This window comes from Rothia sp. HMSC072B03 (genome assembly GCF_001809565.1).
In the GTDB taxonomy this organism is placed as follows: domain Bacteria; phylum Actinomycetota; class Actinomycetes; order Actinomycetales; family Micrococcaceae; genus Rothia; species Rothia mucilaginosa_A.
Genome location: NZ_KV797968.1, coordinates 237,382 through 251,780, shown reverse-complemented (window position 1 = coordinate 251,780; position 14,399 = coordinate 237,382). Strand labels below are relative to the sequence as shown.

9 protein-coding genes and 1 tRNA gene are annotated in these 14,399 nt (G+C 63.9%); 6 read left to right on the top strand and 4 right to left on the bottom strand.

Features of this window, described 5'->3' with window-relative positions; genetic code table 11:
• Positions 1–53: 53 nt before the first annotated feature.
• The 3 genes from HMPREF2630_RS03285 to HMPREF2630_RS03275 all read right to left on the bottom strand — a co-directional run bounded on the left by HMPREF2630_RS03285 (position 54) and on the right by HMPREF2630_RS03275 (position 4,371).
• The gene (locus HMPREF2630_RS03285; protein WP_070483372.1) at positions 54–1,235 is read right to left on the bottom strand and encodes an FAD-binding oxidoreductase; all 1,182 of its coding nucleotides are present in this window, start codon (positions 1,233–1,235) and stop codon (positions 54–56) included.
• A gap of 485 nt (positions 1,236–1,720) precedes the next feature.
• Positions 1,721–2,194 (bottom strand): RrF2 family transcriptional regulator, encoded by a 474-nt coding sequence (locus tag HMPREF2630_RS03280; protein ID WP_049333993.1) that lies wholly within the window; start codon positions 2,192–2,194, stop codon positions 1,721–1,723.
• A 326-nt stretch (positions 2,195–2,520) separates the two neighbouring features.
• Positions 2,521–4,371, bottom strand: a complete 1,851-nt coding sequence (locus HMPREF2630_RS03275; protein ID WP_070483370.1) for a phosphoenolpyruvate carboxykinase (GTP) — start codon at positions 4,369–4,371, stop codon at positions 2,521–2,523.
• A gap of 520 nt (positions 4,372–4,891) precedes the next feature.
• Here HMPREF2630_RS03275 and HMPREF2630_RS03270 point away from each other — a divergent pair.
• The 5 genes from HMPREF2630_RS03270 to HMPREF2630_RS03250 all read left to right on the top strand — a co-directional run bounded on the left by HMPREF2630_RS03270 (position 4,892) and on the right by HMPREF2630_RS03250 (position 9,674).
• Positions 4,892–4,967, top strand: a tRNA-Arg gene (locus tag HMPREF2630_RS03270).
• Positions 4,968–5,199: 232 nt separating this feature from the next.
• Complete coding sequence (locus HMPREF2630_RS03265) at positions 5,200–6,789, top strand: DNA repair protein (protein ID WP_070483368.1); 1,590 nt, start codon at positions 5,200–5,202, stop codon at positions 6,787–6,789.
• Positions 6,789–8,024 carry a cell wall biosynthesis glycosyltransferase gene (locus HMPREF2630_RS03260; protein WP_246822749.1) on the top strand — a complete coding sequence of 412 codons (1,236 nt, stop codon included), beginning with the start codon at positions 6,789–6,791 and terminating at the stop codon, positions 8,022–8,024. The genes HMPREF2630_RS03265 and HMPREF2630_RS03260 overlap by 1 nt, the downstream gene beginning before the upstream one ends.
• Positions 8,025–8,403: 379 nt before the next feature.
• A complete protein-coding gene (locus tag HMPREF2630_RS03255; protein ID WP_049333989.1) occupies positions 8,404–8,724 on the top strand; it encodes a 2Fe-2S iron-sulfur cluster-binding protein in 321 nt (106 codons plus the stop codon).
• Between the two features lie 2 nt (positions 8,725–8,726).
• On the top strand, positions 8,727–9,674 hold the full coding sequence (locus tag HMPREF2630_RS03250; RefSeq protein WP_070483366.1) for a DUF4232 domain-containing protein: 948 nt from the start codon (positions 8,727–8,729) through the stop codon (positions 9,672–9,674).
• A gap of 141 nt (positions 9,675–9,815) precedes the next feature.
• Here HMPREF2630_RS03250 and HMPREF2630_RS03245 read toward each other — a convergent pair whose 3' ends face one another.
• Positions 9,816–10,403 carry a malonic semialdehyde reductase gene (locus HMPREF2630_RS03245; RefSeq protein ID WP_070483364.1) on the bottom strand — a complete coding sequence of 196 codons (588 nt, stop codon included), beginning with the start codon at positions 10,401–10,403 and terminating at the stop codon, positions 9,816–9,818.
• 134 nt (positions 10,404–10,537) lie between these two features.
• Here HMPREF2630_RS03245 and HMPREF2630_RS03240 point away from each other — a divergent pair.
• The coding region (locus HMPREF2630_RS03240; protein ID WP_070483362.1) for a DEAD/DEAH box helicase at positions 10,538–14,399 on the top strand (3,862 nt) is incomplete at its 3' end.

Below are 14,399 nucleotides of genomic sequence, written 5' to 3'. Positions count from 1 at the left end.
AAGTTTTTCTGTCAAACAGGGGAACCCAGTCGACGAACCGGCTTGCGAGGTTTTTACGCTTCGCGTGCCTGGTCGTGGAGCATCCACTGGTCCGGGCCGAAGATCTCGTAGTTGATGTTCTTGCCGGGGACACCCGCATCCACCAGTGCGGAACGCACGCCCTGCATGAAGGGTAGCGGGCCGCAGAGGTACACGTTGGCGTTGGAGGGAACGTCCAGCTTGGAGACGTCCACGCGGCCGGTGTAGTCACCGCCCTCGCCCTCGATAAAGGAGACGAGGCGACCGTTGGGCAGCTTGCCGACGAGCTCGACGAGCTCTTCGCGCAGGGGCCAGGTGTCCAGGCGGCGGTCTGCGTGGACCACGGTCACGGGGCGGTTCGAGCCCTTCTCAACCAGCTCGGAGAGGAAGCTGAGCATGGGGGTGGTGCCGATACCCGCGGAGAAGAGGTACAGGGGTGCCTCGGGGTCGCCGAAGCCCTCCAGGGTCAGGTCGCCGTAGGGGTTGGAGAGCTCAACGACGTCGCCGACCTTCAGCTCGTGCAGGATGGAGGTCATCTCGCCGTTGGGGTCGAGCTTCACGCCGATGCGGCGCTGGTTCTTCTCGCTGGGCAGCAGGGTGTACTGGCGTGCCTGGCGCAGACCGTCGCGTGCGGGAACGGTGACGGAGACGTACTGGCCGCCCTTGGACTCGGTCATGGGGGTGTCATCGGCGGGCTCGAAGGTCAGCACGACGACGTTCTCGCCGGTCTCCTTGCGGTCCACAACCTTGAAGGGTGCGCGGGTCACATCGTTGGCCTGAGAAGCGTACAGCCCCTTCTCCAGCTTGATGAGGGCGTTGCCCATGAGCCAGTAGACCTCGGTCCAGGCGTCGACGATTTCGGGGGTGGCCAGGTCGCCGAGGTTAGCGGCGATAGCCTCGAAGAGGTACTTGTAGACGGTGGGGTACTCTTCTTCCTTCAGGCCCAAGGAGGCGTGCTTGTGTGCAACGCGAGAGAGGACCTCGTCGGGGTAGGAGTTCGGGTGCTCGACAATGTAGGAGGCAAACACGGCGATGGAGCCGGCCAGTGCGCGGGGCTGGGTGCCCTCGAGCTGGGAGGAGCGGGAGAACATGCCGTCCATCAGGTCGGGGCGGGCGGCGAACATTCGACGGTAGAAGTCGGGAGTGATGTCGTTAATGCGCTCGGCGATGATGGGCAGGGTCGCCTCGATAACCGGGCGGGACTTTTCGGAGAGCATCGGTGTATGCCTTCTTCCTGTAACGGTCACCCACGGGATCCGGAAGCGTTGCGGGCCGACGTTGGTGGCGACCCCGAGGTGCCCCGAAGGTCACCCCGTTGGTGACAAAGTGTTTATAAAACACCCCTACCCTAACACTTTGACCTATGTTTGCGTTTTCTCAGGGCGTACTGTGTGCCGGGAGCACCCCGACTCACGGGTACTTAAGGTTTGTTTAGACCTGAAGTGTCAACTAAGTGAGACACAATATATTTGCGCTAGAAAAGCTGATTTCGCGAGTGACTAGCGACGGTGCATGCATAAAAATTCTGCAATGAATATATATTTTCACGAGAAAGTTTGCACACTCACGAAATAATGACTCTGCTCACATTTTTATACCGTGAGCTCAAATCTGCATATTTTCGAAAATAGTGCACGTTTACAGCCCCAAGTAGTCGTCCCGGAACTAGTCGGCAAGGCTCTCCACCGAGCCTCCAGATGACCTACGAAAAAGCGGGAATCGCGTTCTCCGGAGGAGCCATTCCGAGCTCCAGAAGGATCGGACCCACGGGGCTGGCACCCGCGGTCAATTCGGTAATCGTCACTGAATCCACGGCAGCATAGAAAGCCTCGCGAGCCCTCGCCAGTACGTTGCGCAGGCGGCAGAACTTATCCAGGGGGCAGTGGCCGTTCTCATCCTCACACTCAATCATGGGGATGTCACCCTCAGTAGCACGAAGAATGGTGCCCACCGTCACCGAACGCCCGGATTCCGAGAGCATTACACCTCCGGAGCGACCGCGCGTCGAATCCAGATACCCCTGGTTCACCAGGAACGCCACGGCCTTCGCCACGTGATTGTAGGGAGTATCCACGCCCTCCGCGATCTTCTGGGTCGACAGCTTCTGCCCCGGCTCCAGGGCAGACAGGAGCATCAGCACACGGAGCGAGACATCCGAGAATGCTGTCAAACGCATGGATACTCCTTTACTACTTCGCCTTCAGCGGGGAACCCGCCGAGCATCCGGTGGCACGCGCACCGCATCGACAGACCGGGGCGCGTCAAAAACATACACAGGCATTGTATCGATGCGCTCCATGTGCTGAAAGTTAGAGGCCTCTTCCCCACTCGATTGAAGGTGTCCAAATATTTCTTCGGCTCGTTCGCATTATCTTTTACGGTGCATAGCTTTACATTTCAAATTCGCGCGCTCGGTGCCCGGCAGATAGGCAAGGGGCGGAACCTCAACCGAGATTCCGCCCCTTCAACCACTCAAAGAGTTAGCGATTTAACCTCACCAAATTAGTCCTCCAGGGACTTGGCCAGGGCATCGCGCTGCTCGCGAACCTCGGCGGGCAGCTTATCGCCGAACTTAGCCAGCCACTCGTCGATGCCGGGAAGCTCAGCGGCCCACTCGTCCTTCGAGACAGCCAGGGCAGCCTTCAGCTCTTCCTCGGAGATTTCCAGACCGGTCAGGTCCAGGTCTTCCTTGGTGGGAACGGTGCCCAGGAAGGTCTCCTCGCCGCCGACCTTGCCATCCAGGCGGTCGAAAATCCACTTGACCACGCGAGAGTTCTCACCGAAGCCGGGCCATGCGAAGCCTCCGTCGGGGGTGCGGCGGAACCAGTTGACGTAGTAAATCTTCGGCATGTTCTCTGCACCGTGCTTCTTGCCCAGGTCAATCCAGTGCTGGAAGTAGTCACCGGCGTTATAACCGATGAAGGGCAGCATGGCCATCGGGTCGCGGCGAATCACGCCGACGGCACCCTTAGCGGCCGCGGTGGTCTCCGAGGACAGGGTGACGGCGCGGAACACACCCTGCTCCCAGCTGTCAGACTCGGACACCAGCGGAACGGTGGTCTTGCGACGGCCACCCAGAACGATGGCGCTCAGCGGCACACCCTCGGGGTCGTAGTACTCGGGAGCGAGCATATCCACCTGGGATGCGGGGGTGCAGAAGCGGGAGTTCGGGTGAGCTGCCGGGCGGCCAGACTCGGGGGTCCAGTCCTTGCCGGTCCAGTCAATCAGGTGTGCGGGAACCTCGTCGGTCTTGCCCTCCCACCAGACGGAGCCGTCGTCGGTCAGTGCAACGTTGGTGAAGATGGTGTTGCCCTTGGCAATAGCCTTCATAGCGTTCGGGTTGGTGGAGTAACCGGTACCCGGTGCCACGCCGAACAGGCCGGCCTCGGGGTTGACCACGCGTGCCTGGTGGTTCTCGTCGAACTCAATCCAAGCGATGTCGTCGCCGACCATCTCAGCCTTCCAGCCGTCAATGGTGGGCTCCATCATTGCGAAGTTGGTCTTACCGCAAGCCGAGGGGAACGCTGCGGAGATGTAGCGAACCTTGCCCTCGGGGTTGGTCATCTTCAGGATGAGCATGTGCTCTGCCATCCAGCCCTCGTCGCGACCGATGACGGATGCGATGCGCAGTGCGTAGCACTTCTTGCCCAGCAGTGCGTTGCCGCCGTAGCCGGAACCGAAGGACCAGATTTCGCGGGTCTCGGGGAACTGGACGATGTACTTCTCGGGGTTGCAGGGCCAGGAAACATCCTTCTGGCCGGGCTCCAGGGGTGCACCGACGGAGTGCAGGGCCTTGACGAAGAAGCCATTGGTCTCGTTCAGCTTGGCCAGAACGTCCTTGCCGATGGTTGCCATGATGCGCATGGAGCAGACAACGTATGCGGAGTCGCTGAGCTCAACAGCAATCTTGGGGTTCTTAGCCTTCAGGGAGCCCATGACGAAGGGAATGACGTACATGGTGCGGCCGCGCATGGAGCCCTCGAAAAGACCGGTCAGGGTCTGCTTCATTTCGACGGGATCGCGCCAGTTATTGGTCGGGCCGGCGCCCTCTTCGGTCTCGGAGCAGATGAAGGTGCGCTCCTCGACACGTGCCACGTCGTCGGGATCGGAGAAAGCGGCGTAGGAGTTCGGGAACTCGTGATCGCTCAGGCGGACAAAGGTTCCGGCGTCCACCAGCTCCTGCGCAAGGCGGTTATATTCTTCCTCGGAGCCGTCCACCCAGTAGATGTGGTCGGGCTGCGTCAGCGCGGCAACCTCGCGAACCCATTCCAGAAGACCCTGGTGGGTGGTGGGTGCGCTCTGCAGCTCCTTTTCGAGTTCGGCAGAGAGAGTACGAGTTGAGGTGTCAGCCATTGACGTTTTCCCCTTCAATCGGTAAATACCGCGGATACTACGTTGATCCGCGATAGGTCTGCGGTAGCGAAGAAGCAGTTAAAAACTACAAGCGTGCAAATAACGGTGAATATGCACGCTTGGACAGAAGCCACTTCCTCGTGATGCTTACAGAATAACGCATTAACGACCCGAACATCCTTCTATGACGTTATTTCTTACGTTCCGCCCGTCACACCTTCAGCAGGAAGACACCGAGGGTAATCAATGAGAAATTCGAGGGCCGGAGGGTAAGAATCGTACGGGGCGGAGGGTTCTCGCAGGGGATCCCCACCTCCCGTTCGGAGCAGCACAAAAATATTTTAAAAAATTTTCCGGGAACCAAAAACCCCGGAATTTCGCGGTAAAACGAGGCATTACAACACTCCGGCGACCCAAAAATGGGACCCTTTTGAGTTTTTCGACTTGCAGGCTCTCCGTAACCTCCGTATAGTATTACCTGTTGCCGCGACGGATTGAAGAAATCCGAAGTGAGGAACATGCGCCTGTAGCTCAACGGATAGAGCATCTGACTACGGATCAGAAGGTTGGGGGTTCGAATCCCTTCGGGCGCACCACCGATCCCCGGTTCTTCGGAACCGGGGATTTTTTGTATCCCCGGACATGTGAGCCCGGACGGGGTCACCTTCCCCCGCCTATTGTGGGCGCGGCGGGTGCATCCTCACCAAAAATCCGCATTTCACCCGCACAATATGACGTGCGCCGGCGCACACCGGTGAAAAAACGCATAGGATGGAAACAAGACCTTCCACGCCCAAGTTGGAGGGACACATCACGCGAAGGAGCACCATGGCTCAGTTATCCATCCCGCAATCCCTCATAGGTGCGCTTATCGATATTGCAGATCTAGGAACACTCGACTACTTCGCCCCCAGCGAGCGATGCGCACACTGGGCCCTCTACGACAATCAACGCCGCGAGTTGCTCTGCCCCTGCGCCCCCGCCGAGGTGCCGAGCATTGAGAAGCTCTTCGAGAGCGCCGCAAAAATTCTCTACGAAAACTTCCCGCGCTATATCGATACGCCCGACCAAATCATCCCGTACACCTCGCGTCAGGAGCTTATGGCCGCCCTCCTGCGAGGAGAGGACACCGCAGAAGGCCCTGAAGACACCGGCGCAGAGGGCAACGACGCAGAAACCGTTACCGAGGCCGGGGAAGCTACCGAGGGAATCGTCGTGCAGAGCGGCGAAGAAACGAGTGAATCGGCCGAGGCCGTTGCACCGGCTGCGGAGAAGCCCAAGCCCTCCCCCGCGCTGATGGCTCGCCGCGCCCGACCGGTAGCCGAGCAGGAGACTCCCGGAGAGCAGACGGTCGAGGAGAAGGGTCTCGCCCCCTCGGAGGCCCCCAAGCCCAGCGTCCCGAAGCCCAGCGTCCCGAAGCCCTCCGCCGCCCAATTTGCAGCCCCCAAACCTGCCCCGCCGAAGCCCAGCGCACCGGTTGCCCCCGCACCCCTCGAGGTTTCCTCCGAGACGCGCCCGGCCGCGCCGAAGCCGCCGGCGCCCTCCGCGGCCCCCTCACCCAGCATGTTCCGCAAGGCGTCGCTCACCTACCGCCCGCCGCAGATCGAGGAGTACCTGCAGGGCCTGCGTGCCCGACAGCAGGCAGCAGAGCAGGCCACTGAGCAGAACGCCACCCCCGAAAACATCGCTTCGGACACCCCGAGCACCCCGACGCCGATGCCCGTGCCCTCCGCCGGAGCCGCGCGGACCGCGACGAAGAACGTTGCGCCCGAGGCTCCCACCCGCCCCGCAGGGGTCACCGCGGAAGATCGTGAGCGCGCCTACCGCATCCGTCCCGGGTTGCGTCAGCGCATGGAGCGCGAGGGACTCACCGAGGACCTCGTGCGCACCGTCCTGCGCGAGGGCGCAGCGGAACGAGTCAACGACTGGACGATTCGCTTCAGGCATGACGACTACCGCGTGGACGTCAACACCGCCTCCGCCGAGCTAATTACCGTCGTCGACGAGTACGAAGCCGAGTGCAACGACGGGGCCAATACCACCCTGGCCCGCGGCGAGTACACCCCGCTCAATGCTCTCAAAATGGCCTTCAGCGAGCGCGCCCGCGTCTTCCTCTCCAAGAACCCCGAGTTCGTCTTCGACCTTATGGTCCGCACGCTCGAGAACCCCGAAAGCGTGCGCATGGGTGAGGGCTGGACCCGCATCTACGCCGCGGAGGGGCTGGAGATGACCATCTCCCCGGATCAGCGGACCGTGCTCTCCCTGACCAAGACCTCCGATTTCCAGGCCCTGCACGGCGAGAGCCTGCGCCGCGCGCAGATTGAGGATCTCAGCGATGCCATTAACCGGCAGGCCGAGGCCGCCACATCCGAACAGCCCAAGCCCCAGAACGCTCAGAACGCCGAGGAGGAGAAGTAATGTCGGCCAAGCAGATTACCGTTCCTCTCGAGGTGTACGTGCGCCTGCAGGAGCTGGCCTCCCTGGCCGGCTACAGCTACCGCGAGGCGGAGGAGGGGACGGAGCGTACCTGGGACCTCACCAACGATGAGGGCGCCTCCCTGCTCGATGAGCGCGGCGCGATTCGCCCCGAGGCCGCAGAGCTCTACTTCACCCTGATGCCGCTCATCGCCCACGAATTCGTGCAGCAGCAGCAGGCCCTCGTGGAGGCCTACCGCAAGACCCCCAAGCCCGCCGCGGCGCGCGCGAAGATTCGTCCCTCCAACCAGCGGCTCATCCCGCTGACCGAGGTGCCGCTCGAGAATCAGCGTATCGCCGCGCGCATCGAACAGGAGTTTTACGGCGAGGTGCCGGAGAGCCGCCGCATTTACGGGGTGCTGCCCGGCGTCATGGACTACATGATGCGCCACGACCTTGGCTACGCTCTGCTGCTCGAGATTATCGAATCCCCCGAGAGCGTGGTACGTGAGGAGACCGCCGAGGAAAACCGCTACGGCCGCGAGGTCACCCTCTACACCCACGAGGATCTGGGCTACCAGGTTGTGTTGAACCCCCTCACCGTGGAGGTTCTGGCCCTGCGCCCGCTCAAGGCCTCGGCCGGCGGCTACCAGCTCTCCCTCGAGGCTCAGAGCCAGCTCAAGGCGCTGGGCCTGACGAGCGAGTACATTACGCGCATCCTGGATGAGGCCGATAACCGCCAGCCCATTCCTGGTACGAGCCGCACCGTGTACTCCCTCAACGGCTACCAGGTGGAGTTCTCACACTCCGATCAGCAGGTCATCCGCATTGCGCGCGGTGTCGCCGCGAACCGTAATCCCTTTGAGTCTCAGCCGCGCATGAGCGGACGAAAGCGCCAGCGCGGCCGCAAGATCCCGCACGACGTGGATGAGTTCGTTCAGCTGCTGCAGGAGCACGGATTCACGGTGACGATGGGCGGTAAGCACTACGATATCCGCCACGAGGCGCTGGCTCCGGGGCAAAAGGCCGTCACGTCGGTGACTCCCTCCGACTCGCAGCGTTGGCACCTGAATTCTGCGCGTCAGATCCGCAATACCTTCGGTGTTGATCTGCGCTACGCCGATCCGCGCGATAGCGTGCGCGGCATCGTGCGGGGTACCCGCCCCGCAAAGGATGCGCTCCCGGCGGAGGGCTCCGCGCCGGATGACGGCAAGCATCCCGCGGATAGCGTGAGCTGAAGGGCAGCGTTCCGAGGGTGAGCTGGCCGGATAGCCCGTACGTATAGACCGGGTTGGCAGACCCGGTGCGCGTTAGGCCGTGCGCTCGCAGAAGGGGCGGGGCTCGGGGGCTGTGCTCCCGGCGCCCCGCCCCTGCGTCTTTATGCTTTCCAAGGTATTTATTTGCACCCCGGGGCAGGAGTAAATGACGGGTCTTTCCCCGCTTGTCAAGGGATCAAAGGGTAGACTAGAAGCGAGCTATACGTGCTCTTCAGCATAAAAATTAATATGCGTTCCCGCAGGATGCGTGACGCTAGAGTTCGGGGTATCACATCGGTGGGGTTAATACCGGCCCCTGCCTCTACAATAGAAACGCATCACTACAGAAGAAGGAGAACGCATGGGCGTAACGATTAAGGTCACTGACGAAGCAGGCGAACACTACGATATTCAGTGGGAAGACCACCACACCCTCCTGGAGACCCTCCAGGCCAACGGCGTGCCGGTCCTCGCCACCTGCGGCGGTAACGCATCCTGCGCAACCTGCCACGCCTTCATTGACCCCGAGCACTACGCGGCTTCCGGTGAGCGCACCGAGGCCGAGCAGGACCTGCTCGACATGGTTGATGATGTCGCAAACGAATATTCCCGCCTGTGCTGCCAGGTTGAGTACGCCCCCGGTATGGACGGAGCAGAAATCCAAATGCAGGCGGCGATGTAACAATGTTTAAATCGGCTCAGGTACTCGCATCAACCACCCTCCTCTGCGGCGTGCTCGTGCTCAGTGGATGCGGCGCGTCCCAGGCCGGTCAGGATGCAGAGGACACCTCGGCACACCCGAGTGCCTCCGCATCGGTGAAGCCCGGCACGATTAGTGTGGCTTCCGAGAGCCCCAGCGCTTCGGTGGCCCCGGGCTCCATCACAGTTGTCAATAGCGCGTCCCCGGAGCACGGGGATTCTTCCTCCGCTCACGCCGAGGAGTCTAGCTCGGAGAATCACGAGTCGAAGCACGATCATTCGTCTTCTTCCTCGAGCGAGGCAAAGCACGAGGGTCTTCCCCCGGAGAATAGCGAGAGCAATAACGGCGAAGAGCGCAATGACTCCGATTCCGGGAACCGTCAGGGTTCTTCCTCGGATTCCGGTTCCTCTTCCTCGAACTCGGGTTCGTCGAATTCCTCCGGCGGCAACAGCAACGGTAATAACAACGGTAGCTCGAGCCGATCCGATAATTCCGGCCAGAAGAACGCCGAGGGACCCTCGCAGTGCTCCATGGATGATTTGAACGTTTCGGTCTCCGTGACGGACAACTCCCCCGGTGCACGCACCCTCACGCTGTACTTCCAGAATTCCAGCGATTCACCCTGTTCCCTGCGCGGGTACCCGCGCGTGATTTACGCGGACTCTTCGGGTAATTGGGTGGGGCGAGAGGCTTCTAACTCCTCCGAGTTCATGAACCCCGCCGGTGTGACCATCGCCCCGGGTGATAGCACCACGGTGGTAATGCGCTCCATCAATACGAGCCGCTTCGGCGATAGCTGCGGCGCGCGACAGGTGGAGGGCTTCCTGGTGGGCCTTGCCGGCGATCGGGACGGCGTTACCGTACCCTTCGACACGACGGCTTGTTCCTCTTCGGTCCCGCAGCTGTCCGTGGGCCAGTTTGGGGCACGCTAGGTAGCGCGACCCAGCAGGCGGCGCAGTAAGACGTTAAACGCGTATATAGTTCAAGGGCGGTTCCCCATCGCGGGGAACCGCCCTTGAACTATTTCTAAGCCTAATTCTTAGGCTCAAGGTTATGTGGCAGCTTCGCGCGTTTTAGACGGAGCGGGTAGCTTCCTCGTGACCAAAGCGCACGGGGCGATCGTAGCCGGCGGGGAGGCCGTGGCCAATGTTGACCACCAGGAAGGGCTGCTCGTTAGTACCAGCCAGGAATTCCTTCTTCAGACCCTCGAAGTCTGCACCGGTCATGGGGCCGGCGTCTAGGCCGAGGGCGCGAATGGCGGTGATGAAGTAGCCTGCCTGGACGTGTGCATTGAGGTCGGCGGTGGGCTTGGCCAGGTTTTCGTCAGCGTAGTAGCCCTTAATGAACTCCGCGGAGCGGGGGTTGAAGGTGTCGGCCTTCTCGACCCAGCCGTGGTCTGCGGAGAGCAGCGCGATCATGGGTGCGGATTCGGCCTTGGGCTTGTTACCGTCCACCAGGTAGGAGATGAGGCGCTCGCGAGCCTCAGGGCTCTTGATCCAGGTGATGCGCAGGGGCTGGCTGTTGAAGGCGCTGGGGCCGTAGAAGGTGAGCTCCTGGATGCGGCGCAGTTGTTCGTCGGTGACGGGCTCGTCGGTGAAGGAATAGGCGGTGCGAGGCTCGTGGAAGAGCGCGACGAGCTGTTCTTCGTTCAGGCGGGTCATGATGATTCCTTTGCTGAGTTCTTAAATTATTTTACAAGTAAAATATTGCGGGGTCCGCACGTTATCTGTCAAGTCATCATCACCCCGCACCACCCGTAAATCAAGTGACCCGTAACACGCGTCATAATTGAAGCGTGACCGATGCACTCTCCCACTTCTCCGCACCCGTACGCGAGTGGTTCCGCCGCGCCTTCAGCACGCCCACCGCCGCGCAGGAAGGCGCATGGGAGAGCATCCGCGAGGGCCGCAACACCCTCATCATTGCACCCACCGGCTCGGGCAAGACCCTCGCAGCCTTCCTCTGGTCCCTCGACGCCCTCTACCGCGAACACCGTGAGCGGGCCGCCGGCACCGCGCAGCCTCCGCGCGGTACGCGGATCCTCTACATTTCGCCCCTCAAAGCCCTCGGCGCTGACGTCGAACGCAACCTGCGCGCGCCGCTGGCCGGCATCACGCGACTGAGCGCCGCGGACGCCGGAAGCGCACCGGAGGAGCCCCTCATCACCGTGGGTGTGCGTAGCGGCGACACCCCCGCCCGCGAGCGCCGCCAGCTCATCAGCAACCCACCGGACATTCTCATCACCACCCCCGAGTCTCTCTACCTCATGCTCACCAGCTCCGCCCGCGACACCCTCGCCGGCGTCACCACGGTCATCGTGGATGAGATTCACAACCTGGCCGCCACCAAGCGCGGGGCGCACCTGGCCGTTTCCCTCGAGCGCCTGGACGCGCTCCTGCCCGAACCCGCCCAGCGCATCGGGCTCTCCGCGACCATCGAGAACCCCGACGCTGTGGCCCGTTTTCTGGGCGGCGTGCAGCCCGTGAACATCGTCAACAAACCGGTACCCAAGCGCTGGGACCTGAGTCTGAGCGTTCCCGTTCCCGATATGGCGGCCCTCGGCGGGGCAAACGATTACGGGCAGGGGCTCTACGGGCCGGGCGAGGGGGCAGGAGGCGCACCGAAACCGGCCTTTCCCGCCGCCATGCCCGTTGCCGATCCCTCCGCCGACCCTTCCGCAGAAAGCCCCTCCACCCCCGGCTACACCCTCGAGGATGCCATCGGGGTTTTCCCCACCGCGCCCTCGGCCGGTTCCGAGGCTCCCGGAGTGCCCGGGGACGAAACCGGCGGAACGGGCGGAACGGGCGCGGAGGAGCTCGCGTCCTTCGGCCTCAACGCCGTTCTTGACCCCGCAGAGGCCTACGCGGAGGCCGCGGGCGGGACGGAGGGGCGCGCCGAGACCTCCATCTGGCCCCGAGTGCAGGAACGCATCGTCGACCACATCGAGAACAACCGTTCTACGATCGTTTTCGTGAACTCCCGCGGGCTTGCCGAAAAGCTCACCGCGGCGCTCAACGACATTCACCTGCGCCGCGAGCTCGCCCGGCGGGGCATCGACCCCGAGGAGTACGCCGCACAGACTGATGTGAACTCCCCCGAGGCCGTGCCTCCCCTGGCCCGCGCCCACCACGGCTCCGTCTCCAAGGAACAGCGCACCCTCATCGAGGAGGCGCTCAAGGGCGGAACCCTGCGCTGCGTGGTGGCCACCAGCTCCCTCGAACTGGGTATCGATATGGGCCACGTGGACCTCGTCATTCAGGTGGCCGCACCTCCCTCCGTCGCCTCCGCCCTGCAGCGCGTGGGCCGCGCCGGCCACCGCGTGGGCGATATCTCCCGCGGCGTCTTCTACCCCAAGCACCGCGGCGACCTCCTCGGGGCGACCGTGACCCTCGCGGGTATGCGCAGCGGCACCCTCGAGCCGCTCGCGATTCCCACCAACCCCCTGGATGTGCTCGCCCAGCAGACCGTGGCCGCCTGCGCCCTTGGGCCCATCAGCGTTGACTCCTGGTACGAGGCCCTGCGTCTCAGCGCCCCCTACGCCGAGCTGCCCCGCGCCCTCTTCGACGCCACGCTCGAAATGCTCGCCGGCCGCTACCCCTCCGACGAGTTCGCCGAGCTGCGCCCGCGCATCCTCTGGGATCGAACCCCCACCGAGCAGGCACCCTCCGGCAGTATCGAGGGCCGCCCCGGGGCTCAGCGCCTCGCCGTCACGAGCGGCGGAACCATCCCCGACCGCGGTCTCTTTCCCGTCTACCTCGTCGGCGGGGACGAGGAACGCGGCCCCAAGCGCGTCGGCGAGCTCGACGAGGAAATGGTGTACGAATCCCGCGCCGGCGAGGTCATCACCCTCGGCGCCAGCAGCTGGCGCATCGAGGAAATCACCCACGACGCGGTGCGTGTCACCCCCGCCCCCGGCCTGCCCGCGCGCCTGCCCTTCTGGCACGGCGACCGCGCAGGACGCCCCTACGCCCTGGGCCTGCAAACGGGTGCCTTCACCCGAGCCCTCGCCTCTCTGGAGGCCGCGGATGCACCCGCCGCCCGCCGGCAGCTCGAGCAGCTCGGCCTGGACCGCTGGGCCGTGGACAACCTGCTGGCCTACCTACGCGAGCAGCGCGAATCCACGGGTGCCGTTCCCTCCGACCGGCGCCTCATCGTGGAACGTCACCGCGACGAGCTGGGCGATTGGCGGCTGATTCTCCACTCGCCCCTGGGCTACTCGGTGCACGCCCCCTGGGCCCTCGCGGTGCGCGCCCGCATTATCGAACGCTACGGCGTGGACGCCTCGGTCATGGCGGCCGACGACGGCATCATCCTGCGTCTGCCCGCGTTGGAGGACGTTCCGCCAGGGGCCGACCTCTTCCTCTTCGACCCCGAAGAGCTGGAGGGCATCGTCACCGATAGCGTGGCCGATTCGGCTCTTTTCGGCTCGCGCTTCCGCGAGAACGCGGCCCGCGCCCTGCTACTGCCCCGGCGTAATCCCGGCAAGCGCACGCCGCTCTGGCAGCAGCGTCAGCGCGCCGCGCAGCTTCTGGACGTGGCCCGCAAGTACCCCGAATTCCCCATCCTGCTGGAGACCGCCCGCGAGTGCCTGCAGGACGTGTACGATCTGCCGGCCCTACTACAGGTGCACCGCGCCCTGGAGTCTCGCGGTATTGCCCTGATGGAGGTGGAGACCGAGGCTCCTTCGCCCTTCGCCCGCACCCTGCTCTTCGAGTACGTGGCCGAGCACCTCTACGATGCGGATGCGCCCGCCGCCGAGCGCCGCGCCGCCGCCCTGGCCCTGGACCCGGCCATGCTCGCGGAGCTTTTGGGCACGACCGGGCTGCGCGAGCTGCTGGACCCTGCGGTGCTGACGCAGGCCCTGGCCCGCCTGCAGCGCACGGGCGAACGCTACCGGGCCTCCGGAGTGGAGGGCGCGGCGGACCTGCTGCGACAGCTGGGCCCGCTGAGCGCCCGCGAGCTGGCCGAGCGACTCCACCCGGAGTCCGTCGAGCCTGAGCCGGCAACTTCGGATCGATCCGCCGAGCACCGCCCCGCGGAACCCCCGGTGAGCGAGGAGTACGCCCGCGAGCTGGCCGAGCGACTCGTGCACGCGCGGCGCGCCTATTCCTTCGAGGGGCCGGGGACCCCGGAAAGCGGCCCGCAGCTCTACTACGCCGCGGTTGAGGATGCGGCCCGCCTGCGCGACGGCCTGGGCATTATGCCCGCCGCGGCGCTACCGCTCGCCTTCCTGGAGCCGGTGGCCGAACCGCTCGAGGACCTGGTCTCCCGTTTTGCCCGCACCCACATTCCCTTCGGAGTGCACGAGGCTGCGGCCCACTTCTCGCGCCTGGCTCCGATGGGCACCGGCGTGCTTCTCCCCGTGCTGTTGCGCCTGCAGCGCCAGCGGCGCGTGACCTCCGGCGAGTTCCTGCCCGAGGTGATGCGGGGCGCCTCCGAGTGGGCCGAGGGGCCGGGCGGCTCCCCCGAGTGGGTGGATGTGCAGGTTCTACGCACGATTCGCGCCCGCTCGCTTGCGGCACTGCGGCAGGAGATTGAGCCGGTCCCCGCGCGGGCCTACGGATTCTTCCTGCCCGCATGGCAGAACGTTCGTTCTTTATCGGTACGAGTGGCCCGGCCCCTGGCCGAGGCGAGCGCCTACGGCGCGTACCTCGAGC

Coding starts and splice junctions, on each gene's coding strand:
- HMPREF2630_RS03265 (WP_070483368.1), top strand. CDS start 5,200: ATGGCTCAGTTATCCATCCCGCAATCCCTCATAGGTGCGCTTATCGAT.
- HMPREF2630_RS03255 (WP_049333989.1), top strand. CDS start 8,404: ATGGGCGTAACGATTAAGGTCACTGACGAAGCAGGCGAACACTACGAT.
- HMPREF2630_RS03245 (WP_070483364.1), bottom strand. CDS start 10,403: ATGACCCGCCTGAACGAAGAACAGCTCGTCGCGCTCTTCCACGAGCCT.
- HMPREF2630_RS03275 (WP_070483370.1), bottom strand. CDS start 4,371: ATGGCTGACACCTCAACTCGTACTCTCTCTGCCGAACTCGAAAAGGAG.
- HMPREF2630_RS03285 (WP_070483372.1), bottom strand. CDS start 1,235: ATGCTCTCCGAAAAGTCCCGCCCGGTTATCGAGGCGACCCTGCCCATC.
- HMPREF2630_RS03250 (WP_070483366.1), top strand. CDS start 8,727: ATGTTTAAATCGGCTCAGGTACTCGCATCAACCACCCTCCTCTGCGGC.
- HMPREF2630_RS03280 (WP_049333993.1), bottom strand. CDS start 2,194: ATGCGTTTGACAGCATTCTCGGATGTCTCGCTCCGTGTGCTGATGCTC.
- HMPREF2630_RS03260 (WP_246822749.1), top strand. CDS start 6,789: ATGTCGGCCAAGCAGATTACCGTTCCTCTCGAGGTGTACGTGCGCCTG.